Source organism: Nonomuraea sp. NPDC052129, from assembly GCF_040680095.1.
Taxonomy (GTDB): domain Bacteria; phylum Actinomycetota; class Actinomycetes; order Streptosporangiales; family Streptosporangiaceae; genus Nonomuraea.
On record NZ_JBFAVX010000022.1, the window covers coordinates 1 to 23,436 of the forward strand.

Sequence of the window (23,436 nt, forward strand, 5' to 3'; positions counted from 1 at the left end):
GGACCTTCGACAAGCCCTATTCTCCCAGTTCAAAGGCACTTTTCTCATTTAAACGATCAGCTCTGGCCAAATTCGTCGTGAAAGCCCGAGGCTAGGGAGTAACAAGGCGGAAGGTCAGGCAGACGATCGTCGACGAGTCGGTCACCTCGCGTCCGAGGCCAGCCCAGTACCGCCCGTGAACCTCACGCCAGTGCTCGACAGAGCGGAACCCCTCCCCCTCTGCCTGCGCGAACTCCCAGCTCACCGCCCCGAACGGCACCTGCTCCACCCCCACCACCTCAAGCAGAGCCGCCCGTGAGCCCGCATCGTCCACGAGCACCAGGCGCTCGCCGACGTATTCCAGTGGCTCGTCCTCGGCCTCGTAGTCGAGTTCCAGCAGGCCCGCCGTGGCCGTCTTGGCGCCGGACAGGACCAGATCGGTCAGCCAGGTGCGTTGCTCGCCGGGCATACCGAGTTGGACCACACGGAACCCATCGATGCGACCCCACATGGAACGGATCGTAACGGTCGCCGCAACCCGCGCCGATGATCCGGTCGACGTCGGCTGCGGTGGCGTCGTCTCCTCAGAAGACCGGGATGATCTCCTCGGGATCGATGAAGTCGACCTGTACGCCTTCCAGGTCGAGTTCGGGGATGGCGGGGAAGGCGATGCCCCAGCGTTCGACGATGGCGCGGATGCGGGCCATGGCGAGCCGCCAGTTCTCCGCCTGCTCCTCGAAGGAGAGGACGCCCAGCCCGGCCTGCCTGGCGTGGTCCATCAGGACGCGGTGATTGGCCAGGAAGTACGGCGGCAGCTCCCAGAAGCCCTCCGGCGGCTCCCAGAGGATCATGGACAGGAAGACGAAGCCGGCTCGGAGTTGGCGGGTGATGAGAGAGCGGGTCTCGTCGGTCAGGCCGGGCCACTCGTTCTCCAGAATGACCATGCAAATCTGGAGATGTCGGGACTCGTCGCGGCCGATGCGCTGGAACATCTCGCCGAAGACGGGATGCTCGGTGCCCGAGGCCATGCCCCTGAACAGGGTCGAGGCGGCCATCTCGCCCATCATGAAGCTGGTGAAGAGCACGGGCAGCGTGTACTTGCCCACGGCCACGTTGTAGCCGGTCCAGTAGCGACCGCCGTTGTGATAGAGCCAGCCGATGTTGTTGTGGGCGGCCTTCTCCAGGTCGTCGGACGGGGTCCAGTCGAGGGGGCCGCCGGGCCAGAGCTTGGCGATGGTCCGCTGGCAGCACTCCTCGTGGTTCATCTCGTCGCGGGTGATCGAGAAGAAGCACTTCCGGACCGGATCCTCCTCGTGCTTCTCGAACGCCTGGATGGTGGCGCGGGCGAACACCGCCGGCCCCGAGGCATCGAAGTTGGCCAGCACGGCGAACCAGTACATGATCCCGAGACGCTGCTCACGGGTGAAGTCATCCGGGTTCAGCCCGTCCCAGGGCAGGTCGGCCGGGTTCCAGACTGTCCGTTTGGATTTCTCGTAGATCGCCGCGAGCTTGGCCGTCTCGACCCGCCACTCCATCGGGTAGATATTCGGCTGCGGGATCTCCGGGGCCGGCCAGAAGCCGCCTTCGGGAATGGTGAGGTCTGCCATGTGTGACACCTCCGCCTCCTATCCTGCGGGGCGGCGTCACGTCTTTCAAGTACGCCTCCCGCCTCCTGTCCCGCGGGGCGGCGTCATGTCTTTCAAGCCTCCCGCCTCCTGCTCTCGGAGCCGCGTCATGTCTTTCAAGCCTCCCGCCTCCTGCCCCGCGGGTGGCACCATGCCTCTCAAGTACGGGCGCATCGCGCCGACGGTGCCCGCGCGCGCCCGGCCATACGCACGTCACCCGCCGTCAACTATTGGCGCGTCATGGCGACGGCCGGACACACAGCACCGCTCTCAAGTACGCGTGCGTTGAGTAACAGCCACACACACGAGTACGGCCACCGCGGCCGCCACAGTCGCCGGACCGTACCTCTCCCCCAGCAGCACCCAAGCCCAGGTGAGCGTCAACAGTGGCTGCGTGAGCTGCGTCTGCCCCGTCCTGGCGATGCCGCCCCTGGCCAGACCGGCGTACCAAGGGACGAACCCGAGGAACATCGAGATCACCCCCACATACGCGAACCCGGCGAGCGCCTGGGGCGAGGGGTGGACGGGGGTGGTGAGGGAGAGTACGGCCGTCACCGGGACCGTGAGCGGCAGGGAGAGGACGAGGGCGTAGGAGATGACCTGCCAGCCGGGCGTCTCACGGGAGAGCCGGGCACCTTCGGTGTAGCCGACGGCCGCCGAGACCAGGGCGCCGAGCAGGAGGACGTCGGGCCAGGCGGCCGTGCCCTGCCCACGGGTGAGGGTGAAGGCGGTGATAGCGATGGCGCCTGCCGTACAGGCCGCCCAGAAGAGGGGGCGCGGGCGCTCGCCGGCGCGCACGACCGCGCAGACGGCGGTGGCGGCCGGGAGCAGGCCGATGACCACGGCGGAGTGGGCGGTGGTGGCGCCGAGGTCCAGCGCCAGGCTGCTGAAGATGGGAAACCCGAAGACCACACCGAGCGAGATCGCCGCGTAGGAGCGCCACTGGTGGCGGGGCGGGAGCAGGGGAAGACGGGCGGCTTTGAGGCAGATGAGCGCTATGACACCGGCGATCACGGCGCGGCCGATGGCGACCAGCCACGGGTCGAAGCCGCGCATCGCGTAGGCGGTGGCGGGAAAGGAGCCGGAAAAGGCGAGTACGCCGAGGAAGGCGAGGAGAGTGCCCTGGCCTCGTGGAGACCCCGGGGAAGCGACCACCGCTACTCTGTCGCCAACGATAGCGCTATTCTTATCCTTCATGGAACAGGATAGCAGTATCGCCCAAATCACCGCGATCCTGCGCCAAGAGCTCAGCCGTCTGCGGCCGGGAGACCGCCTCCCCTCCTCCAGAGAGCTCATGCGCCGCCACAACGTCAGCCCCGTGACGGTCTCGCGGGCCATCGGGCAGCTGGCGGCCGAGGGCCGGGTGGTCACCAAGCCGGGCATCGGGGCGTTCATCGCACAGCTGCCCGCGAGGCCCAACGAGCCGCCGGACTTCTCCTGGCAGACCGTCGCCCTGGGCGATCGGGTGGTCGATGAGAGCCCGGTGACCGCGCTGCTGACCCCGCCGCCCGAAGGCGTCATCCCGCTCACCGGCGGCTATCTCAACCCCGACCTCAGGCCCGACAAGCAGCTGGCCGCCGCGGCGGGGCGGGCGGTGCGCAGGCCGGGGGCGTGGGCGATGCCGCCGCTGAGCGGGCTGGCCGAGCTGCGCAGGTGGTTCGCGACGCAGGCCGGAGGCGACGTGACCGCGGCCGACGCGCTGATCGTCAGCGGCGGGCAGGCCGCGCTCACGCACGCCTTCAGGGCGCTGGCCGCCCCTGGGACGCCGGTCCTGGTCGAGACGCCGACCTACCCGGGCGCCCTGGCCGCGGCCAGGGCGGCGGGCCTGCGGGCGACGGCCGTGCCGATGGACCGGGACGGCGTACGGCCCGATCTGCTGGCCGAGGCGTTCGCCGTCACCGGCGCGCGGGTGTTCCTCTGCCAGCCCACCCTGCAGAATCCGACCGGCGCCACCCTCACCCACGAGCGCCGGGAACAGGTGCTCCAGGTGGCCAGAGCGGCGGGCGCGTTCGTGATCGAGGACGACTACGCCCGCTACCTCAGCGACCGGACGCCGCCGCCGATGGTGTCGATGGACGCGCACGGCACGGTCGTCTACATCTGCTCGCTCACCAAGATCCTCTCCCCGAGCGCGCGGGTCGCGGCCGTCATCGCGCGCGGTCCGGCCTCTCATCGGCTGCGGGCCAGTCAGCTGGTGGAGTCGTTCTTCGTGGCGCGTCCGCTGCAGGAGACCGTGCTGGAGTTCGTCGAGTCCCCCGGCTGGCGCCGGCACCTGGCGAACGTACGGAGCGAGATCCTGGTCCGCCGCGACACGCTCGCCGCCGAGCTGGCCGCGCGGCTGCCCGAGGCCGAGCTGCATCTGCTGCCGAAGGGCGGCATGCACCTGTGGGTCCGACTGCCAGCGGAAACCGATGAGAACGCCCTGGTCGAGGCCGCGAAACGCAACGGCGTGCTGGTGAGCCCCGGCAGGATCCACTACCCGTCGGAGCCGCCGGGACCCCGCCTGCGCGTCACGCACATCGCGGCCGCCCATCTGGCGGAGCTGGCCGAAGGGGTGCGGCGGCTGGCGCAGGCGCTGGCGAACACCTCGTAGTGCTCCATTGGCTCAGGCGCTGGCGAACACCTCGTAGTGCTCCACGGTCCGCTCCCTGTCGACCAGGAACGCGTCGTCCTCCGGATAGAAGACCGCCGCGCCCAGATCCTCGCCGGCGAACGCCCTGATCGCCTCCCACGACTCCCACATCGAGATCAGGAAGAACTCGGTCATGTCCCCGCTGGCGCGCCTGGTGAAGTAGGCGCCGCGGTTGCCCGGCGTCTCGGTGTAGCCGGGAAATCCGGTGCGCAGGAGGTAGTCCTCGTAGGCCGCGGCATCGGACTCCCGGGTCCAGCCCCGCCAGGTGCGAACGATCATGCGACCCATGATGGCGCAACCTGCTATTGCCGTACAGTGGTGACATGCTGGCGCCCGCGGAGCTCGTGCGCGACTTCGTGAACACCTACGCTCTCGATTCCGATGCCGACGAGCTGGCCTCACCCGCCGAGCTGGCCATCTGGCTCCGGGAGCGGGGTCTGATCGGCACGCGCGACCGCGCGACCGACGAGGACCTCACCGCCGCGCTCACCCTGCGGGAAGTCCTGCGGATGGGGTTAAGACGCGAAACTCCGGAGATGCCCGGACTGCTGGCCTTTCCGCTGCTGGTACGCGTCGGCGCCACCCCGGATCTGATCCCCGTCGAGGACGGTGTTCGGGGCGGTCTGGCCAGGATCGCCGCCGCCGTGACGGATCAGTCGTGGCACCGGCTGAAGGTCTGCGCCGAGAGCATGTGCCAGTGGGCGTTCATCGACTCCTCGAAGAACCGATCACGCTCGTGGTGTTCCATGCGGGTATGCGGCAACCGCACCAAAACGCGCGCCTACCGGGCGAGGAAGCAGGGTTCGCGTCATCTCCAAGGCTCAAACACCGATACGGTGTAACTCGTGCCTTGTGGCACGGACGGCAGGCGAAGGAGCGGGCCGAGATGGCAGACGTAGGCGTCCGGGCGGCCCGGCGCGAGGATGTGCTCCAGGTTGCGAACACTCAGATCCGCGCCTGGCGCTACGGCTATCGGGAGTTCCTCCCCGAGGGGCCGCTCGAGCAGATGACGGGGGCCGCGGCGGAGAAGATGTGGCTGCGGCAGTGGGACGAGGCGATCGTCGCCCCGCCCACACCCATGCACCGGGTGCTGGTGGCGGTGGAAACCATCCTCGACACCGAGGGCTTCCCGGCTCTAGGCGTGGGCGGCAGCGCCGCCCTGGCCACGCCGCGCGGCGGTGAGCGGGTGGTCGGCCTGGCCTCACACGCCCCCGCCGAAGACCCCGACCTCGATCCGACCATCGTCGCCGAGATGCTGACCCTGCTGGTCGATCCCGACTTCGTCCGGCGCGGGCATGGCAGCCGGCTGCTCAACGCCACCGTCGACCACCTGCGGGAGGACGGTTTCCGGCAGATCGTCACCTGGGTGTTCGCCGACAACTACGCGGTGCTGGGCTTCCTGGAGTCGGCCGGCTGGGGCGAGGACATGGCCGAGCGCGTGCTCGACATGGGGCGTCCCATCCGCATGGTCAGGCTCACCACCGACATCAGCTAGAGGATTCGTCGATATGGCAACCCCCGGCCAGTGGATCGCCGGCGCACGTCCCCGCACCCTGCCCAACGCCATCGTGCCCGTCATGGTCGGCACCGGCGTGGCGATCGGCGAGGACGGCTTCGTCTGGTGGCGCGCGATCGTCGCGCTGCTCGTGGCCCTGTCGCTGCAGATCGGCGTCAACTATGCCAACGACTACAGCGATGGCATCCGCGGCACCGATGACCAGCGGGTCGGCCCGATGCGCCTGGTCGGCTCGCGGGTGGCGACGCCGCCGCAGGTGCTCGCGGCCGCGCTCGGCTGCTTCGGCGTCGCCGCGGTGCTCGGGCTGATCCTGGTCCTGGCCACCCGCGCGTGGTGGGTCCTGCTCGTGGGCGCCGCCGCGATCGCCGCCGCCTGGTTCTACACCGGCGGCAAGTCTCCGTACGGCTACCGCGCGCTCGGCGAGGTGGCGGTGTTCACCTTCTTCGGCATCGTGCCCGTGGTCGGCACCGCGTACGTGCAGACCGAGCACCTGTCCTGGGCCGCTCTGGTGGCCTCGATCCCCGTCGGGCTCCTGTCGTGCTCCATGCTCGTCGTGAACAACCTGCGCGACGTGGCGACCGACGGCGAGTCCGGCAAGCGGACGCTGGCGGTCGTCTTGGGCGCGGCGCGCACTCGTACGCTGTACGCGACGTGCTTGATCGTGCCGTTCGTGATCGCCCTGGCCATGATCCTGGTCGCCCCCCTGGCCGCGGCGGCCGTACTCGCCGCGCCGCTGGCGATCGCGCCGGTCAAGACGGTCCTGAACGGCGCCGTCGGCCCGGCGCTGATCGGCGTCCTGCAGCAGACCGGCAAGCTGCAGCTGGCGTACGGCCTGCTGTTCACCCTCGGCCTCGCGATCACCCTGTAGCTCTGTAGTCGGTCACCGCGGTAAGCGGTCACCCTGTAGGCGGTTACCCGACGTGCGGGGGCCAGCGAGGGCCCCCGCACGCGCCATCAGCCTCAGCTCGCGGTGAGTCTCAGCCGCCGGTTGTCATGGTCGACCTCGGCGATCCGTACCGAAACACTCGACCCGACCTGTCGCTGCTCCGGCCCGACGAGCAGCCCGTGGATGCCGTCGGCGACCTCTATGAAGGCGCCGAACGGAAAGACACTGGCCACTCGCCCGTCGAGCACGTCACCGACGGCGTGCTGCGCGGTGAAGCCTTCCCAAGCACTGGACATGCGATCACCTCCTTCCTCTGCGATCTCCGCTTGGGGTACGCGAGAGGCGGCGGGCCACGGGCCCGCTCGGTGATCAAGGCGTGACCGGGCGCCCCGTCTCGTCATGGCACTTGGCCGACCCGGCAGTCACGGCTGCCACCCTACTCCGCTAGGGGACGGCCGTGAACAGCTCGTAGCTGTGACCGTTGGGATCACGAACGTAGACGCCACGGCCGCCGCCGAGGTGGTTGATCCTGCTGTCCCAGCCGTGGCCCGGGCCGGAGCCGTACGAGATCGACGGAGACTCCTGGAGGCGGCACAGCACCGCGTCGAAGGTGTCGTCGTCGATCAGGAACGCGTAGTGGCCCGGCTGGACCTGGTGCCGGTCGTCGAAGTCGAACGCCAGGTCGTCGTTGACCCTGACGGGCACGAACGGACCGGACGGCTCGGAGACCGGCAGCCCAAGCAGGTCGGCGAGGAACGTGGCGGCGGCCGTCTTGTCGGCCGCCGGAACGATCAGGTGGTTCAGAACGATGGACATGTCGCCTTCCCTCACGAGAGACAATATATGCGATTCGCACACACTATATGTGCATATCGCATCCATCCGGGGGTACAGTGTGGACATGAACGCGCACGGCGTTACCCCCGCTGACGGCGACGGCGGTCCCGCGCTCTTCCGGCTGGTGCGCTTCTGGTCGCGCCGGTGGATCAACAGCGCCTCGGAGGAGCAGACCGGGGAGACTCGCCACGTGCAGCACATCCTGGCCGTGGAGGCCGTCGACACCGGCAACGACGCCACCGAGGAGGCCACCGTCGGCACCGTGGCCCATCAGCTCGGTCTCGACCACTCCGGGGCCAGCCGCATCGTCAAGGACGCCACCAAGGCGGGCTACCTGGCCCGCGCGTCGTCGGAATACGACCGCCGGCGCGCGTCACTGCAGCTCACCGCGCATGGTGAGAATCTCCTGGCGGGCTCGCGCCAGTGGCAGCGCCGCGCCTTCGACGAGCTCACCGTGGGGTGGGACGACTACGACCGCCGGCAGTTCGCCTCATACCTGAAGCGACTGGCCGACGAGCTCGGGGTCTGACCCGCCATCATTCGACCTGCCACGACCGTCCGCATGACCACGCGCGGCGCCACCTCGATACCCAGCTCGCGTTCGTGCTCGACCAGCGCCCGCAGCTCCGGCCCCCACTCCGCCTCGGGCAGCACGGAGAAGCCGTGCCGCGCGTACCAGGGCGCGTTCCACGGCACGTCCCGGTAGGTCGTCAGTGTCACCGCGGCCGCGCCGCTCGCGGTCGCGTGGTCGCGCACCGCCGCGACGAGCCGCCCGCCGATCCCCTGCCGCATCCGCGACGGGTGTACGGCCAGCTGGTCCAGGTGCAGGTTGCCGTCGACCCAGCCGACCAGCGCGAACCCGGCAGGTGGCTCCCCTTCGACCAGCACGGCGGACGGATCCGTAACCTCTTCGATCATGGTCGTCCCCGGCGGGAAGACGATCCCCACCTGCTCGAACAGCCCGTCGGCCGCCAGCTCCACATCGACCAGTCCGGGCAGCTCCCCCGGCTCGACCCATCGCGCCATGCCGACACGGTCTCATGTTCGGCCTGCTCGCGCCCCTGGATATTAATGTGGTGAGCACAGGCTCGGCTGTGCGGAGCCGGGATCCCCTCCTCACGTCGTGCCCATGACCCGGGTCAGGTCGTGGGCATGACGTGTGTTCAGAGGTCGAGCAGCGGCTCCAGGCCGACGGTCAGACCGGGCAGCTCACGCACCCGGCGCACACCGAGCAGCACGCCCGGGGTGAACGACGAGCGGCTCATGGTGTCGTGCCTGATCGTGAGGATCTCCCCGTCACCGCCCAGCAGGACCTCCTGGTGGGCGATCAGCCCGCTCAGGCGTACGGCGTGGACATGGACTCCGCCGACGTCGGCGCCGCGCGCTCCGTCGAGCTCGGCGGAGGTGGCGTCGGGCATCGAGCCCATCCCGGCCTTGGCGCGCGCCTCCGCGACCAGCTCGGCCGTGCGGCGGGCGGTGCCGGACGGCGCGTCGGCCTTGTTGGGGTGGTGCAGCTCGACGATCTCAACGGAGTCGAAGTGCTTGGCCGCCATCTGGGCGAAGTGCATCATGAGCACGGCGGCGATGCCGAAGTTGGGGGCGATCAGGCAGTTGGTGCCGGGGAACTTGGCCAGCCACCCACGCACGGTGTCGAGCCGCTCGGCGCCGAAGCCGGTGGTGCCGACCACCGGGTGGATCCCGTGGGCAATCGCCCATTCGAGGTTGCCCATGACGACGTCGGGATGGGTGAAGTCGACGACCACCTCGGCGCCTTGGAGCCCTTCGATGGCGTCGTCCTTGTCGAGCGCCGCCACCAGCTCCAGGTCGGGGGCCGCCTCTACCGCCTTGCACACCTCGACGCCCACGCGACCGCGCGCGCCCAGCACACCTACCTTAATCACAGGTCAACCCTATACCTGCCGAAGCGCGCGGACCCTCCGGGAGGAAGGCCCCGCGCGCCTCGACAAGACGGTGGGGCAACATCAGGCGATGGCGCTGGAGAAGTCCTTGTCGCCGTACGGACCGATCACGGCGAGCGTGAGCGGCCGGTTGAGGACGTCGGCCGCGACCTCGGCGATCTCGTCCGGAGTGACGGCCTCGATTCTGGCCAGCACCTCGTCCACGGACAGCAGCTCGTCGTAGACCAGCTCGTTCTTCCCGATCCGCGACATGCGTGAGCCGGTGTCCTCCAGGCCGAGCACCAGCCCGCCCCGCATCTGCCCCTTGCCGCGCATGATCTCGTCGGCGTCGAGGCCGTCGTCGACCACCCTGACGACCTCGTCACGGCAGATCTTGAGCACGTCGTCGATCTTCGACGGCAGGCAGCCCACGTAGATACCGAACTGGCCGGTGTCGGCGTAGGCCGAGGTGTAGCTGTAGGCGGAGTAGGCCAGCCCGCGCTTCTCCCTGATCTCCTGGAAGAGGCGGGACGACATGCCGCCACCGAGCGCCGCGTTGAGCACGCCGAGGGCGAAGCGCCGGTCGTCCGTACGGGACATGCCGGTCGTACCGAGCACCAGGTTGGCCTGTTCGGTAGGACGGTCGAGCACCTTGACCCCCGACCGAGTCCGGGCGCCCGGCCCGCTCGTGCGGGGCGGGTCGGCCTCCAGCGGTCCGCCGAGCGCGCCCGCCCGCTCGTAGGCGCGCACGACCAGCTCGACGACGTCCTCGTGCCGGATGTTGCCGGCGACGGAGACGACCGTGCGGCGCGGCTCGTAGTGGTGCTGGTAGTAGTCGGCGATCCGGTCGCGGGGGAGCTCGTTGATCGACTCGACCGTGCCGAGGATGGGCCGCCCGATCGGCGAGTCTCCGTAGAGCGCCGCCGCGAACTGCTCGTGCACGACATCGGACGGGTCGTCGTCGTGCATGGCGATCTCTTCGAGGATCACCCCGCGTTCGGACTCGACGTCGTCGGGGGTGATCAGCGAGCTGGTCACCACGTCGGCGAGCACGTCCACCGCGACCGGCAGGTCCTCGTCGAGCACCCGGGCGTAGTAGCAGGTGTATTCCTTGGCGGTGAAGGCGTTGATCTCCCCGCCGATGCCCTCGATGGACGCCGAGATCTCCATGGTGTCGCGCGTGGGCGTGCCCTTGAAGAGCAGGTGTTCGAGGAAGTGGGTGGCCCCCATGTGCTGGGAGTCCTCATCACGCGAGCCGATGCCGACCCACATGCCGACCGCGACACTACGCACGGTCGGCATGGTCTCGGTCACCACGCGCAGCCCACCGGGAAGGACGGTGCGCCTTACCACCCCGGCCCCGTCACGGCCGGGGTGCAGCGTGGTGGTTCTCACGAGTTGCGGTCGTCTCCATCGGAACCGTCGGCGCGGGGCGCGCGCACCCGGGTGCGGGTACGGCGGGGACGGTCGTCGCGCGGCTTGTCGTCCGAGGCGGCGGCCGGCGCCTCGGCACCTTCGGAGGAGTCGGCCTCGCCCTTGGCCTCCTTCTCGGCGGCCTCCTTCTCGATGACCTCGACCGGGACCAGGGACAGCTTGCCCCGGCCGTCGATCTCGGCGATCTCGACCTGGACCTTCTCGCCGACGCTCATGACGTCTTCCACGTTCTCGATGCGCTTGCCGCCGTGCAGCTTGCGGATCTGGGAGACGTGGAGCAGGCCGTCCTTGCCGGGCATCAGCGAGACGAACGCGCCGAAGGCGGCGATCTTCACGACCGTGCCCAGGTAGCGCTCGCCGACCTCCGGCATGTGCGGGTTGGCGATGCCGTTGATCACCGTGCGAGCGGCCTCGGCCGACGGGCCGTCGGTGGCACCGATGTAGATGGTGCCGTCGTCCTCGATCGTGATCTCGGCGCCCGTGTCGTCCTGGATCTGGTTGATCATCTTGCCCTTCGGGCCGATGACTTCGCCGATCTTGTCCACGGGGACCTTGATGGTGATGATGCGCGGCGCGGTCGGGTTCATCTCCGCCGGAGAGTCGATCGCCTCCTGCATCACGTCGAGGATGGCCAGGCGGGCGCCCTTGGCCTGCTTCAGCGCGGCGGCCAGCACGGAGGCGGGGATGCCGTCGAGCTTGGTGTCGAGCTGGAGCGCGGTGATGACGTCCTTGGTGCCGGCGACCTTGAAGTCCATGTCGCCCATGGCGTCCTCGGCGCCGAGGATGTCGGTCAGCGTGACGTACTGGTCACCCTCGCCGATCAGGCCCATCGCGATGCCCGCGACCATCTCGCGCAGCGGCACACCGGCGTCGAGCAGCGCCATCGTGGAGGCGCAGACCGAGCCCATCGAGGTGGAGCCGTTGGAGCTCAGCGCCTCGGAGACCTGGCGGATGGCGTACGGGAACTCCTCGCGCGAGGGCAGGACCGGGATCAGCGCCCGCTCGGCCAGCGCGCCGTGACCGATCTCCCGGCGCTTGGGCGAGCCCACGCGGCCGGTCTCACCGGTGGAGTAGGGCGGGAAGTTGTAGTTGTGCATGTAGCGCTTGGTCCGCTCGGGGTTGAGCGTGTCGATGACCTGCTCCATGCGCAGCATGTTGAGGGTCGTGATGCCCAGGATCTGGGTCTCACCACGCTCGAACAGCGCCGAACCGTGCACCCGCGGCACCACGTGGACCTCGGCGGACAGCGCGCGGATGTCCTTGGTGCCGCGGCCGTCGATGCGCAGGCCCTCCTTGATGACCCGCTCGCGCATGAGCTTCTTCATCACCGAGCGGAAGGCGGCCGAGATCTCCTTCTCGCGGCCCTCGAACTCGGGGAGCAGCTTCTCGACGGCCAGCGCCTTGACCTTGTCGAGCTCGGTCTCGCGCTCCTTCTTGCCGGCGATGGTCAGCGCGGCGGCGAGCTCGGTCTTGACCGCGCTCTCCAGGGCGGCGTAGACGTCCTCCTGGTAGTCGAGGAAGACGGCGTATTCGGCGGTCTCCTTCGCCGCGACCTGCGCGACCCGCGACTGCGCCTCGCACAGCACCTTGATGAACGGCTTGGCGGCCTCAAGGCCCTGCGCGATCGTCTCCTCGTTGGGCGCGACGGCGCCCTCGGCGATCAGCTTCAGCGTGTCCTTGGTGGACTCGGCCTCGACCATCATGATCGCGACGTCGCCGTCGGCGAGCACCCGCCCGGCCACGACCATGTCGAACGTGGCGCGCTCGAGCTCGTGGTGCGTCGGGAAGGCGACCCACTGGCCGTCGATCAGCGCGACGCGGACGCCGCCGATCGGGCCGGAGAACGGCAGCCCGGCGAGCTGCGTCGACAGCGAGGCCGCGTTGATGGCGACCACGTCGTAGAGGTGGTCGGGGTTGAGGGACATGACCGTGGCGACGACCTGGACCTCGTTGCGCAGCCCCTTGACGAACGACGGGCGCAGCGGCCGGTCGATCAGGCGGCAGGTGAGGATGGCGTCCTCGGAGGGACGGCCCTCACGGCGGAAGAACGAGCCGGGGATGCGGCCTGCGGCGTACATGCGCTCCTCGACGTCCACCGTCAGCGGGAAGAAGTCGAGGTTTTCCTTGGGCGACTTCGAGGCGGTGGTCGCGGACAGGACCATCGTGTCGTTGTCGAGATAGGCGACGGCGGAACCCGCCGCCTGGCGCGCCAGACGACCGGTCTCGAACCGGATCGTGCGTGTGCCGAATGAGCCGTTGTCTATGACGGCTTCAGCGGTGTGGACACCCTCCACGGGGGACCTCCTTGGTCAGTCGGTCTCCCGCGCCCTCTTTCTCACCGGCACCCTCGTTAGGTGCAGCGCCGGTCTTCGATCGAAGCGCCCGGTCAGAACTGTCACTGTTACCGGAAGCCACTACCGAGGACCGGCCCGCATGCGTCGCGGGTCGCTTGGTGCTTGTGCGGACGCGGGGGCTCTTAAGTGTGTCTCGGATATTCAGTTGTACGGCGCTCGACGCGCCGGTCTTGCATTGAGACCGCTGGTCTCAATGAGAAGGGAGCGACGCGTACGCCGCTCCCTCTCACTCTATCGGCGCAGGCCGAGGCGCTCGATGAGCGCACGGTAACGCGCGATGTCGACCTTCTGCAGGTACTTCAGCAGGCGGCGCCGGCGCCCGACGAGCAGGAGCAGGCCACGACGGCTGTGGTGGTCGTGCTTGTGCGTCTTCAGGTGCTCGGTCAGCTCGCTGATGCGCTTGCTGAGCAGCGCGATCTGCACCTCGGGCGACCCGGTGTCGCCGTCGGCCGTCGCGTATTCAGCGATGATGGTCTTCTTGGCAGCGGTGTCGAGGGACACGGCTCTCCTTTGAGCTACAGGCACGCGCGAATAGATAAATGATGCGAGCGACCGTGCGTGCCTACAGTCGCCGCGGCGAAGGCCGTCAGAGCAGCGCGCAGCGCCGCCGTCACTGGACCGACATGCAAGGTTACCATCGCGGTCAAGCGCCGCGTCATCAATCCTCAGCCCGAGGTCAGCCGCCGGGCCTGGTCGACGTCGGTGTGGATCTGGGCGATGAGCTCCTCGATCGAGTCGAACCGGGTGTTTCCCCGCAGTCTCGCGGCGAAGTCTACCGCCACGTGCACGCCGTACAGCTCCAGGTCATCGCGGTCCAGCGCGTACGCCTCGACCGTGCGCGGGACCCCTTCGAAGGTGGGGTTGGTGCCGACGGAGATGGCGGCGGGCCAGCGCTCGCCCGCGTAGAGGGCGGGCAGGTTGGCGACGGGCACGCACTCCAGCCAGCCCGCGTAGACCCCGTCGGCGGGGATGGCCGTGTGAGGCGGCGTCTCGACGTTGGCGGTGGGGAAGCCGAGCTGGCGACCGCGCTGGTAGCCGCGCACGACCACGCCCTCCACCCGGTGCGGGCGGCCCAGGCCGGCCGTGGCGCCCTCGACGTCACCGGCCGTCAGCCGGCCGCGGATCTCGGTTGAGGAGACCCCGTCGAGCAGCGGGACCACCTCGACGGCGAAGTCGTACTTCTCGCCGAGCGCGACCAGGGTCTCGGTGGTGCCGGCCGCACGGTGGCCGAAGGTGAAGTTCGCCCCCACCACGACCACGGCGGCCCGCAGCCGGTCGGCCAGGATCGACTGGGCGAACTCGCCGGGGCTCATCCTGGACAGCTCCAGCGTGAACTCCTCGACGCACACCTCGCCCACGCCGAGCCCGGTCAGCAGCTCCGACCTGCGCCTCGGAGTGGTCAGGCGGGCCGGGTGGGACCCGGGCCGGACGACCTCGGCGGGGTGCGGCTCGAAGACGACCGCGACGCCGCGCAGACCGCGCTCCCGGGCGGCGGCCACGGCCCGCTCGACCACCTGTTGGTGCCCGCGGTGCACGCCGTCGAACACGCCGATCGTGACGGCGGACCTTTCCGAACCCTGCACGCCCGGCCCCATTCGCTTGTGGCGGATCAATCCTCCACCAGCCTGCCATGCGGCGCCGCGTCACCTCCAATCGAGGGGGTACGATCGGCCGCACCATGCCTCGATACGCACTTCTCATCCTGCCTGCCTTCAACCGTGTCTACGGTGAGAGCTCGGTCCGCCTGACCCTCGCCGAGCTGGCCTTCTTCGGCCGGCGGGCCCTGGAGACCGAGGTGTCGGACCTCGGGGAGAGCGTGATCGGCGGCCTGCCGTACGTGAGCTTCGAGACGGCCGCGCCGCTCGGCGCCGGTGACGTCGCGCTGCTGTCCAACCTCTCCTCGGTCTACGCGCTCTACGGGATCGAGGGCGAGCTGCTGCGGCCGCTCACCGTGGCGCCGCTCGACCGGCTCAGCAGCGATCTGATCACGATCCAGAAATACGCCGGCAAGACGAACGAGCACTTCACCAAGCTGCTGCTGAACGTCACGGTGCTGGCGAGCGACCGGCGGCTGGACGAGCGGTTGTCGGTGTTCGACCCGCTGTGCGGGCGTGGCACCACGCTCAACCAGGCCCTCATGTACGGATATGACGCCTATGGGGCTGATGTCGACAGCAAGGACTTCGAGGCGTACACCGGCTTCCTCAAGACCTGGCTGAAGAACAAGCGGTTCAAGCACACCGCCGAGACCGTGCCCGTACGCCGCGAGCGGGCGCTGGTCGGCCGGCGACTGAACATCTCCTTCAGCCGGTCGAAGGAGGAGTTCAAGTCCGGCGACACGCAGCGCGTCTCCGTGGTCAACGCCGACACCCTGCGCAGCCGTGAGTTCTTCAAGCCGCGTTCCTTCGACGTCGTGGTGACCGACGCCCCCTATGGCGTGCAGCACGGCAGCAGGGGCGGCGGCGGTGGGCTGTCGCGCAGCCCCCTGGAGCTCATCAGGAAGGCCGCGCCCGTCTGGGCGGAGCTGCTGCGGCCCGGCGGCGCCCTCGGCATCTCGTGGAACACCTATGGCGGCACTCGCGACGACCTGGCCGAGATTCTCGCCAAGGCGGGGCTCGACGTGGTCGATCTGCCCGACTTCGAGCACTGGGTCGACCAGGCGATCGTCCGCGACATCATGGTGGCCCGCAAGCCATAAGAGGTCGGACCTCTCCCCCGCTTCCGACAGCTCACATCACAACTCTTGACGAGAAGTGTGACAAGTGATCCTATGAATCCTGATAGGAAAGTTTCCTAATCGGGAGGAACGATGCGATTAGTCACCACGGGCGCGCTAGCGATCGGATTACTCGTCCCAGCCCTGCCCGCCGCGGCCGACCCTGTGGAGTCGGGACCTTGGACCTCATACGAGCCGACGTTCACCGTCCAGGAGCGGGGTTGCGGTGACGTCAACGACCTGACCTTCAAGCTGAGCTGCTCCACCGGCAGCGGCGACCAGCGGGCCGAGCGGCGCTACGCCACCTACTCCAGCGGCACCCGCCAGTTCGAGGGCTACTTCAAGATCACCAGTCTGGAAGGCACCCGCATCAGCCTGAAGCAGACCTTCAAGACGACCGGCCCGTTCTTCATGCTCGCCGTCGAACGCGGCGGCCGGCTCTACTCCGTGCACGGCGGCGACACCATCGCCACCGGCGCCACGATCGGCACGACGGTCCGCGTCAACACCGTTCACGTGGTCGGCAGCACCCATCGGACCTACATCAACGGGTCGCTGAAGCACACCGTGTCGAGTGAGAGCGGCAGCTTCTACGACAAGTTCGGCGCCTACCGGACGGGCAGCGGCAAGGGGCCCGCCACGGTCGAGTGGAGCGGCGTCCAGTTCTGGCGCAAGTAGCGGCGATGAGAGCAGCGGCGATAGGAGCAGCTCTGGTGGTCTTGCTCCTGCTGACGGCCGCCTGCTCGGCGCCCCGGCAGACGCCGGTCCGCCTGACGGCCACCCTCGTGTCGCCGACCGACATCACGCTGAACTGGGAGGGCCGCGAGCCGGACGCCTCCGGGCACGTCCTGGAGTTCGCCACCGAGCCACAGGGGCCGTACACGATCCTGGGGTTCCTGCCGCCGGAGCAGAGCACGTACACGCATCCCGATCTGATCCCGCGCACGTCGTTCTACTACCGGTTGCGGCCCTACTACGGCCAGGCCTCCGCGCCGGTGGACGTGGCGCTGGGCGGCGGCCCGTACGCCAAGCCGCAGCCCGGCTGGTCGGCGCCACGGACGATCCCCGGCGGCCCGAAAGGGGCGCGGCCGGTCAGGAGCGAGGGGGCGGCGCCGTCGGATCTGCGGGCCATCGTGACGCAGGCCGACGGCGTGGCGTTCCGGTGGACCGACCGGACCTCCGACGAGGAGGGCTTCCTGCTGGAGGACCGCCCGTCGGGCCGGCCGGACTTCCGGGTCGTCGCCGCCCTCGATCCGGACGTCAACGCCTTCGGCCTGGTCACGCTGCCCGAGGAGAGCCGCGCGTCCTACCGGGTGCGCGCCTTCCGCTACGGGCCGCCGTCGAACCTCGCCCATCAGACCACTGGTGGGTCCTAGGAAATGAAGACGGCCAGGGGCTTGGCGATGCGGCCCTGCTCCTCCACCAGCGCGAGCAGCTCGCCCTCCGGCCCGAACACGCCGATCGGACCCTTGCCGTGCCCCGCGGCGGGCAACCGTCCGCCGTGGCTGACGACCCTGGCCTCCTCGGCGGTGAGGTCCCAGCGCGGGAATGCCGCCGACACCGCCTCCCCGATGGGCAGGACCACGCATTCCTCGGCCAGCCGGTCGATGGTCCTGGCCCGCGACAGGTCGTACGGGCCGACCCGGGTGCGGCGCAGCGCCGTCAGGTGCCCGCCGACGCCGAGCCCGGCCCCCAGGTCACGGGCCAGGGCCCGGATGTAGGTGCCGCTGGAGCAGGTCACCACCGCGTCGATGTCCATCACGTCGTCGTGCGCCCTGATGTCCAGCACGGAGAACTCCCGCACGGTCACCGGCCGCGCGGCCAGCTCGACCTCCTCGCCCGCCCGAGCCAGCTTGTACGCCCGCTGCCCCCCGACCTTGATGGCGCTGACCTGCGGCGGGGTCTGCATGATCTCGCCGGTGAGCGCCGCGATGCCCTTCTCGACCTCGGCGGGGCGCACCTCGGTCGCCGGGGCCGTCGAAATGACCTCGCCCTCGGCGTCATCGGTGTTGGTGGTCACGCCGAGCCGGATCGTGGCCTCGTAGACCTTCTCCGTCAGCGCCAGGTGCCCGAGCAGCCGGGTCGCCTTCTCCACGCCGACCACGAGCACGCCCGTCGCCATGGGGTCGAGAGTGCCCGCGTGGCCCACCCGCCGGGTGCCGGCCAGCCGCCGCATCTTGGCCACCACGTCGTGGGACGTCCACTCGGCCGGCTTGTCCACGATGATCAAGCCGCTCTCGGCCATCAAGTCTCTCCGTCTCGACTCGGCAGCAGCGCGCGGAACGCCGCGATGGTGTCCTCGACGCTGAGGTGCGAGGTGAATCCGGCCGCGTTGTGATGACCGCCGCCGCCCAGCACGGCGCAGATCGCGCCGACGTCGACCGTGCCCTTGGACCGGCTCGACACCTGCCAGGCTCCCTGGTCGTCCTCCTTGAGCACCACCGCCACCTCGGCCTCGTCCGTGCGCCGCACGATGTCGATGAGGCCCTCCAGCTCGGTGTACGGCAGGCCGTACGCGGCCCGGTCGACCCGGGGCACGTACGTCCAGACCAGGCCGTCCTCCAGTGACACCCGCTCAAGCGCGGCGGCCAGCACCTTGAGGTAGCCGAACGGAGACCGGTCCCACAGCTCGCGGGCGATCTCGTCGGTACGCAGCCCGGTGGCGACCAGCCGGGCGGCCATCTGGTGCACCTCTGGCGTGGTCGAAGCGTGGCGGAACGAACCGGTGTCGGTCACCAGCCCGGCGTACAGGCAGGTGGCGATGTCACGGTCCAGGCTGCCGCCGAGCCGGTAGATCAGCTGCTCGGCCAGCACGGCCGTCGCGGCGACGTGCGGGTCGATGAGGCTGAGCGTGCCGAACCCGGTGTTGGACAGGTGATGATCGACCACGATGACCTCGTGGGCCTTGGCCGTGTTGGGGCCCAGCAGGCCCAGCCGGTCGGGGGTCGAGGAGTCGAAGGTGATCATCAGCTCCGGCTCCGCCGGAAAGTCCGCCGGCGGCACGAGCAGGTCCTGGCCGGGCAGGAAGCGCAGCAGGCGCGGCACGTCGAACTGCCGGTCGCCGAAGGAGGCGACGACCCGCTTGCCCTGGGCCCGCAGGACGGAGCCGGTGGCCAGCATCGAGCCGAGCGCGTCGCCGTCGGGTGACACGTGGCAGGCCAGCGCGATCTCGTCGGCCTTGCCGATCAGGTCGAGCGCGCGCCGCCAGGCGGGCTCGGGGATCACCGAGCCGGACGGCGGCAGCGCGCCGTCCGCGCCGGTGAGCGGCGGAGCCTGAAGACGACCCTGCCCCCCAGCGCCCGAACCTGAGGCGTCGGGATTCGACGAGCCCGGATCTGCAGCGTCGGAACCCGACGCGCCCGCACCCATTCGGGGCGGGCGATCGGTTCTGTCGCGCACGTCGGGCGTCACGTCGCCGGCTGCCCGTCCTCGTCAGGCTTGCCGAGGAGGTCCGGCTCGTCGTCCTCCTCCGGCTTGCGGTAGGGGTCGGGGTCGCCGGCGTAGGTCGCGCCCTCGGCCTTGCGCGCCACCTCGGCGTCCCTGGCCTTGGCGGCGTTGATCAGATCGTCGAGTTGGCGCGCGCTGTCGGGCAGCGGGTCGTGCTTGAACTCCAGCGTCGGAGTGAAGCGGACACCGGTCTGGCGGCCCACCTCGGAGCGGATGATGCCTCTCGCGCTGTCGAGGGCGGCCGCAGTGTCGGCCCGCTCGGCATCGGAGCCGAACACCGTGTAGAAGACCGTGGCCTCACGCAGGTCGGCGGTGATGCGCGTGTCGGTCACGGTGACGAAGCCCAGGCGCGGGTCCTTGATCCGGCGCTCCAGCATCTCGGCGACGATCTGCTGGATGCGGTCGGCGAGCTTGCGCGCTCGTGCTGCATCCACCATGTTCGCTCCCCCTCACGCACGACCCGGAGGCCGTGCAGTCGTTCAGTCTTCGTCGTTGTAGAGCCGATGTCTCGCCGACAGCAGCTCGATCTCAGGGCGGAAAGCCACCATGCGCTCGCAGGCGTCCAATACCTCTTGGCAGTTGCCCGCCGAGCCCGAGACTACGGCGATGCCGACCTCCGCCCGGCGGTGCAGGTCGAGGTGACCGGTCTCGGCCACCGCGACACCGGGAAAACGCCTGTGCAGCTCGGCGACCAGCGGTCGCACGACGGAACGCTTCTGCTTCAGCGAATGTACGTCGCCGAGCAGGATGTCCAGGGTCAGAGCACCCACATACATCGTTGGCAACCACCGCTTGTCCTGGTGTGTGAAGCGCACCCCGGCCCCGCTGCGGTGGAAAGCGGGCCCGGGCGTGCGAGAGGCGCCCGGCGGATGGTCCGCCGGGCGCCCGGCCGCGTGTTACGCGCGCGGCTTCTCCCGCATCTCGAACGTCTCGATGACGTCGTCGATCCGGATGTCGTTGTAGCCGACCCCGATGCCACACTCGAAGCCCTCGCGGACCTCGGTCGCGTCGTCCTTGAAGCGACGCAGCGACGAAACGGTCAGGTTGTCGGCGATGACGACGCCATCGCGGATGATCCGGGCCTTGCTGTTGCGCACGATCGTGCCGGAGCGGACCAGCGAACCGGCGACGTTGCCGATCCTCGGCACCTTGAAGACCTCGCGGACTTCGGCGGTGCCCATCTGGACCTCTTCGAACTCGGGCTTGAGCATGCCCTTGAGCGCCGCTTCGATCTCCTCGATCGCCTGGTAGATGACCGAGTAGTAGCGGATGTCGACGCCCTCGCGCTCGGCCAGGTCGCGCGCCCGGGGCTCAGGCCGGACGTTGAAGCCGATGATGACCGCGTTGTCGTCGGCGACGGCCAGGTTGACGTCGTACTCGGTGATCGCACCGACGGCGCGGTGCAGGACACGGAGCCTGACCTCGTCGCCGACATCGATCTTGAGCAGAGCGTCTTCCAGGGCCTCCACCGAACCGGACACGTCACCCTTGATGATGAGCTTGAGCTCGTCGACGCGACCCTTCTCGAGGTTGCTGAACAGCTCCTCAAGGGTCAGGCGGCGGCTCGACCTCGCCATGTCGGCGCTGCGCTTGCGCGCCGCGCGCTGCTGGGCGATCTGACGGGCCATCCGGTCGTCGGTGACGACGATGAAGTTGTCACCCGCGCCCGGCACCGCCGTCAGACCCATGACCAGGACCGGACGGGACGGCGTGGCCTCTTCGACCAGGTCGCCGTTGTCGTCGAGCATCGCCCGGACGCGGCCGTAGGCCTCGCCACAGACGATGGAGTCGCCGACGCGCAGCGTGCCGCGCTGGACCAGGACGGTCGCGGTCGGGCCGCGGCCCTTGTCGAGGTGAGCCTCGATCGCGATGCCCTGAGCGTCCATCGCCGGGTTGGCGCGCAGGTCGAGCTCGGCGTCCGCGGTGAGCAGGATGGCCTCGAGCAGCTGCTCGATGCCGGTCCCGTTCTTGGCGGAGATGTCGACGAACAGCGTCGAGCCACCGAACTCCTCCGCCACCAGGCCGTACTCGGTGAGCTGGGCACGGACCTTGTTGGGGTCGGCGCCCTCCTTGTCGACCTTGTTGACCGCGACCACGATCGGCACGTCGGCCGCCTGGGCGTGGTTGAGCGCCTCGATCGTCTGCGGCTTCACGCCGTCGTCGGCCGCGACCACCAGCACCGCGATGTCGGTCGCCTTGGCACCACGGGCACGCATGGCGGTGAACGCCTCGTGACCCGGGGTGTCGATGAAGGTGACCTTGCGCTCTTCGCCCTCGTGCTCGGTGGCGACCTGGTAAGCGCCGATGTGCTGGGTGATGCCACCCGCCTCGCGCGCCACCACGTTGGTCTTGCGGATGGCGTCGAGCAGCTTGGTCTTACCGTGGTCGACGTGACCCATGACGGTCACGACCGGCGGACGCGCGGCCAGGTCGGCCTCGTCGCCCTCGTCCTCGCCGAACTCGATGTCGAAGGCCTCGAGAAGCTCGCGGTCCTCCTCCTCCGGGCTGACGACCTGGATGTTGTAGTCGAGCTCGGAGCCGAGCAGCTGCAGCGTCTCCTCGTTGACCGACTGGGTGGCGGTCACCATCTCGCCGAGGTGCAGCATGATCTGCACCAGCGAGGCGGGATTGGCACCGATCCGGTCGGCGAAGTCGGACAGCGACGCACCGCGCGGAAGGCGGATCGTCGCACCGTTGCCGCGAGCGACCTGCACGCCGCCGATCGCCGGGGCCGACATGTTGTCGAACTCCTGGCGTCTCTGGCGCTTGGACTTGCGGCCACGCGTAGGACGGCCACCGGGACGCCCGAACGCGCCCGCCGTGCCACCACCGCGGCCACGGCCGCCGCCACCGGGACGACCGGCGAAACCGCCGCCACCACCGGGACCACCGGTGCTCGTGCCCGGACGACCGGCGCCACCGCCGCCACCGGGGCGACCGGCGAAACCGCCGCCACCACCGGGACGACCGCCGCCGCCACCGCCGCCAGGACGGCCACCGCCGCCACCGCCGCCGGGACGACCGCCGCCACCACCGGGACGGCCACCTCCGCCGCCACCGCCGGGACCGGCGGGACGACCCTGAGGCATCATCATCGGGTTGGGACGCGGACCGCCGGGACGGGGACCGCCCGCACCGGGACCGGGACGCGGGCCGGCCGCACCGGGCGGACCAGGACGCGGACCGGCCGCACCGGGCCTGCCGTCGCCGCCACGACCCTGCGGGGGACGCGGGGCCGCGCCGTCGCGCGGCGGACCGTCACGACGCTCGCGCTGGCCGGGACCGGTGCCGCCACCATCGCGGTTGGCACCGGGACGCGGCGGCCGGGACTGGCCCATGCCGCTGGCGTTGGACGAGAACGGGTTGTTGCCCGGACGCGGGCCGCGCGGACCCGGCTTGGGACCGGGACCCGGACGAGGACCGCCACCGGAGGGGGAACGGTCGGACGGGCCACGATCGGACGGACCACGGTCGGAACGCGGAGCCGCCGGGCCACCGCCACCGGAGGGCGCGCCGGAACGCGCCGCGGGGCCGGGCTTGGGACCCGGACGGGCGGCGGGACCGGGACGCGGACCCGGCGTGGGGGCGCCCGGAGCGGGCGCGGGACGGGTGCCGCTGTCGAAACGCGCCTGCGGAGCGCCGGAGGTGTCGGCACGCTCGGGCTCAGGCTGCGGCTGGTGCGGCATCGGCACCGGCGGGCGCGGCTGACCGCCGCCCGCGGGACCTGCCGGACCCGGACGCGGACCAGGCCTGGGACCCGGACCCGGACGCGGAGCTGATGTTGGGGTCGGCGCCTCCGCGACGCCGTTACCGGCCAGGCTGTCCGCCGGCCGGGGAGCAGCCCTTGGCGGCTGCGGCTTGGACGACGAACCGCCGCCCCTCGAGGACCCACCCTTGGATGCGCCCAATGCTTCGGTGAGCCTGCGGACCACCGGCGCCTCGATGGTGGAGGACGCCGAACGGACGAACTCCCCCATCTCCTGGAGCTTGGCCATGACGACCTTGCTCTCTACGCCGAACTCCTTAGCGAGCTCGTATACCCGGACCTTCGCCACTGCACTCCCTTACTCGGCCCGGGAGGCTGGCTGTGCCGTCCGGACCGTCGCTACCTT

Annotated in this window: 25 protein-coding genes; 8 read left to right on the plus strand and 17 right to left on the minus strand. The window is 69.9% G+C overall.

Annotated elements, in window-relative coordinates; all coding sequences use genetic code 11:
- Window positions 1-91: 91 nt before the first annotated feature.
- The 3 genes from AB0L53_RS36865 to AB0L53_RS36875 all read right to left on the minus strand — a co-directional run bounded on the left by AB0L53_RS36865 (window position 92) and on the right by AB0L53_RS36875 (window position 2,759).
- Entirely contained in the window at window positions 92-490 is a 399-nt protein-coding gene (locus tag AB0L53_RS36865; RefSeq protein ID WP_364004249.1) for an ASCH domain-containing protein, read from the minus strand.
- Window positions 491-563: 73 nt separating this feature from the next.
- The gene (locus AB0L53_RS36870; RefSeq protein WP_358535274.1) at window positions 564-1,586 is read right to left on the minus strand and encodes a hypothetical protein; all 1,023 of its coding nucleotides are present in this window, start codon (window positions 1,584-1,586) and stop codon (window positions 564-566) included.
- A 288-nt stretch (window positions 1,587-1,874) separates the two neighbouring features.
- Window positions 1,875-2,759 carry a DMT family transporter gene (locus AB0L53_RS36875; RefSeq protein ID WP_364004253.1) on the minus strand — a complete coding sequence of 295 codons (885 nt, stop codon included), beginning with the start codon at window positions 2,757-2,759 and terminating at the stop codon, window positions 1,875-1,877.
- 40 nt (window positions 2,760-2,799) lie between these two features.
- Between AB0L53_RS36875 and AB0L53_RS36880 the strand changes: the two genes are divergently transcribed.
- On the plus strand, window positions 2,800-4,197 hold the full coding sequence (locus tag AB0L53_RS36880) for a PLP-dependent aminotransferase family protein (RefSeq protein ID WP_364004256.1): 1,398 nt from the start codon (window positions 2,800-2,802) through the stop codon (window positions 4,195-4,197).
- A gap of 12 nt (window positions 4,198-4,209) precedes the next feature.
- On the opposite strand, the gene AB0L53_RS36885 is transcribed toward AB0L53_RS36880, so the two are convergent.
- Window positions 4,210-4,515: a hypothetical protein gene (locus AB0L53_RS36885; protein ID WP_364004259.1), complete on the minus strand. Its 306-nt coding sequence runs from the start codon at window positions 4,513-4,515 to the stop codon at window positions 4,210-4,212.
- Window positions 4,516-4,559: 44 nt separating this feature from the next.
- Here AB0L53_RS36885 and AB0L53_RS36890 point away from each other — a divergent pair, with 44 nt between their 5' ends.
- From AB0L53_RS36890 to AB0L53_RS36900, 3 genes are read left to right on the plus strand one after another with little or no spacing between them, the layout of a single operon-like run.
- Window positions 4,560-5,078, plus strand: a complete 519-nt coding sequence (locus tag AB0L53_RS36890) for a CGNR zinc finger domain-containing protein (protein ID WP_358535190.1) — start codon at window positions 4,560-4,562, stop codon at window positions 5,076-5,078.
- A 44-nt stretch (window positions 5,079-5,122) separates the two neighbouring features.
- Complete coding sequence (locus AB0L53_RS36895; protein WP_357946807.1) at window positions 5,123-5,731, plus strand: GNAT family N-acetyltransferase; 609 nt, start codon at window positions 5,123-5,125, stop codon at window positions 5,729-5,731.
- Between the two features lie 13 nt (window positions 5,732-5,744).
- Window positions 5,745-6,620 carry a 1,4-dihydroxy-2-naphthoate polyprenyltransferase gene (locus AB0L53_RS36900; protein WP_364004263.1) on the plus strand — a complete coding sequence of 292 codons (876 nt, stop codon included), beginning with the start codon at window positions 5,745-5,747 and terminating at the stop codon, window positions 6,618-6,620.
- Window positions 6,621-6,712: 92 nt separating this feature from the next.
- Here AB0L53_RS36900 and AB0L53_RS36905 read toward each other — a convergent pair whose 3' ends face one another.
- Together AB0L53_RS36905 and AB0L53_RS36910 are read right to left on the minus strand one after the other, a co-directional pair.
- Window positions 6,713-6,934 (minus strand): S1 RNA-binding domain-containing protein, encoded by a 222-nt coding sequence (locus tag AB0L53_RS36905; protein ID WP_364004266.1) that lies wholly within the window; start codon window positions 6,932-6,934, stop codon window positions 6,713-6,715.
- A gap of 148 nt (window positions 6,935-7,082) precedes the next feature.
- Window positions 7,083-7,454: a VOC family protein gene (locus tag AB0L53_RS36910; RefSeq protein ID WP_364004269.1), complete on the minus strand. Its 372-nt coding sequence runs from the start codon at window positions 7,452-7,454 to the stop codon at window positions 7,083-7,085.
- Window positions 7,455-7,539: 85 nt separating this feature from the next.
- Between AB0L53_RS36910 and AB0L53_RS36915 the strand changes: the two genes are divergently transcribed.
- Window positions 7,540-8,004, plus strand: coding sequence for a MarR family winged helix-turn-helix transcriptional regulator (locus AB0L53_RS36915; RefSeq protein ID WP_357946797.1), 465 nt, complete (start codon window positions 7,540-7,542; stop codon window positions 8,002-8,004).
- On the opposite strand, the gene AB0L53_RS36920 is transcribed toward AB0L53_RS36915, so the two are convergent.
- From AB0L53_RS36920 to AB0L53_RS36945, 6 genes are all read right to left on the minus strand, one after another.
- Entirely contained in the window at window positions 7,944-8,501 is a 558-nt protein-coding gene (locus AB0L53_RS36920) for a GNAT family N-acetyltransferase (RefSeq protein WP_364004273.1), read from the minus strand. The genes AB0L53_RS36915 and AB0L53_RS36920 overlap by 61 nt on opposite strands.
- Before the next feature lie 137 nt (window positions 8,502-8,638).
- Window positions 8,639-9,376, minus strand: coding sequence for a 4-hydroxy-tetrahydrodipicolinate reductase (dapB, locus tag AB0L53_RS36925; protein ID WP_364004275.1), 738 nt, complete (start codon window positions 9,374-9,376; stop codon window positions 8,639-8,641).
- An 81-nt stretch (window positions 9,377-9,457) separates the two neighbouring features.
- Window positions 9,458-10,768 carry a pitrilysin family protein gene (locus AB0L53_RS36930; RefSeq protein WP_357946789.1) on the minus strand — a complete coding sequence of 437 codons (1,311 nt, stop codon included), beginning with the start codon at window positions 10,766-10,768 and terminating at the stop codon, window positions 9,458-9,460.
- Window positions 10,765-13,101, minus strand: a complete 2,337-nt coding sequence (locus tag AB0L53_RS36935) for a polyribonucleotide nucleotidyltransferase (protein WP_364004280.1) — start codon at window positions 13,099-13,101, stop codon at window positions 10,765-10,767. Before AB0L53_RS36935 ends, AB0L53_RS36930 begins: the two co-directional genes overlap by 4 nt.
- 291 nt (window positions 13,102-13,392) lie before the next feature.
- On the minus strand, window positions 13,393-13,662 hold the full coding sequence (rpsO, locus tag AB0L53_RS36940) for a 30S ribosomal protein S15 (protein ID WP_214642971.1): 270 nt from the start codon (window positions 13,660-13,662) through the stop codon (window positions 13,393-13,395).
- A 164-nt stretch (window positions 13,663-13,826) separates the two neighbouring features.
- Entirely contained in the window at window positions 13,827-14,756 is a 930-nt protein-coding gene (locus AB0L53_RS36945) for a bifunctional riboflavin kinase/FAD synthetase (RefSeq protein WP_357948116.1), read from the minus strand.
- 83 nt (window positions 14,757-14,839) lie between these two features.
- Here AB0L53_RS36945 and AB0L53_RS36950 point away from each other — a divergent pair, with 83 nt between their 5' ends.
- The 3 genes from AB0L53_RS36950 (at window position 14,840) to AB0L53_RS36960 (ending at window position 17,253) form a co-directional block, all read left to right on the plus strand.
- On the plus strand, window positions 14,840-15,859 hold the full coding sequence (locus AB0L53_RS36950) for an SAM-dependent methyltransferase (RefSeq protein WP_364004284.1): 1,020 nt from the start codon (window positions 14,840-14,842) through the stop codon (window positions 15,857-15,859).
- A gap of 111 nt (window positions 15,860-15,970) precedes the next feature.
- A complete protein-coding gene (locus AB0L53_RS36955; protein ID WP_364004287.1) occupies window positions 15,971-16,555 on the plus strand; it encodes a hypothetical protein in 585 nt (194 codons plus the stop codon).
- 35 nt (window positions 16,556-16,590) lie between these two features.
- On the plus strand, window positions 16,591-17,253 hold the full coding sequence (locus tag AB0L53_RS36960; RefSeq protein ID WP_364004290.1) for a fibronectin type III domain-containing protein: 663 nt from the start codon (window positions 16,591-16,593) through the stop codon (window positions 17,251-17,253).
- Here the strand turns inward: AB0L53_RS36960 and truB are convergent.
- From truB to infB, 5 genes are all read right to left on the minus strand, one after another.
- Complete coding sequence (gene truB / locus AB0L53_RS36965; RefSeq protein ID WP_364004293.1) at window positions 17,250-18,122, minus strand: tRNA pseudouridine(55) synthase TruB; 873 nt, start codon at window positions 18,120-18,122, stop codon at window positions 17,250-17,252. The genes AB0L53_RS36960 and truB overlap by 4 nt on opposite strands.
- Window positions 18,122-19,276: a bifunctional oligoribonuclease/PAP phosphatase NrnA gene (locus AB0L53_RS36970; protein ID WP_364004296.1), complete on the minus strand. Its 1,155-nt coding sequence runs from the start codon at window positions 19,274-19,276 to the stop codon at window positions 18,122-18,124. The genes truB and AB0L53_RS36970 overlap by 1 nt, the downstream gene beginning before the upstream one ends.
- A gap of 8 nt (window positions 19,277-19,284) precedes the next feature.
- Window positions 19,285-19,761, minus strand: a complete 477-nt coding sequence (gene rbfA, locus AB0L53_RS36975) for a 30S ribosome-binding factor RbfA (protein WP_357946772.1) — start codon at window positions 19,759-19,761, stop codon at window positions 19,285-19,287.
- Window positions 19,762-19,803: 42 nt separating this feature from the next.
- Entirely contained in the window at window positions 19,804-20,100 is a 297-nt protein-coding gene (locus AB0L53_RS36980) for a DUF503 domain-containing protein (RefSeq protein WP_225299410.1), read from the minus strand.
- A 120-nt stretch (window positions 20,101-20,220) separates the two neighbouring features.
- Window positions 20,221-23,379 (minus strand): translation initiation factor IF-2, encoded by a 3,159-nt coding sequence (gene infB, locus AB0L53_RS36985; RefSeq protein ID WP_364004300.1) that lies wholly within the window; start codon window positions 23,377-23,379, stop codon window positions 20,221-20,223.
- Between the last annotated feature and the right edge of the window lie 57 nt (window positions 23,380-23,436).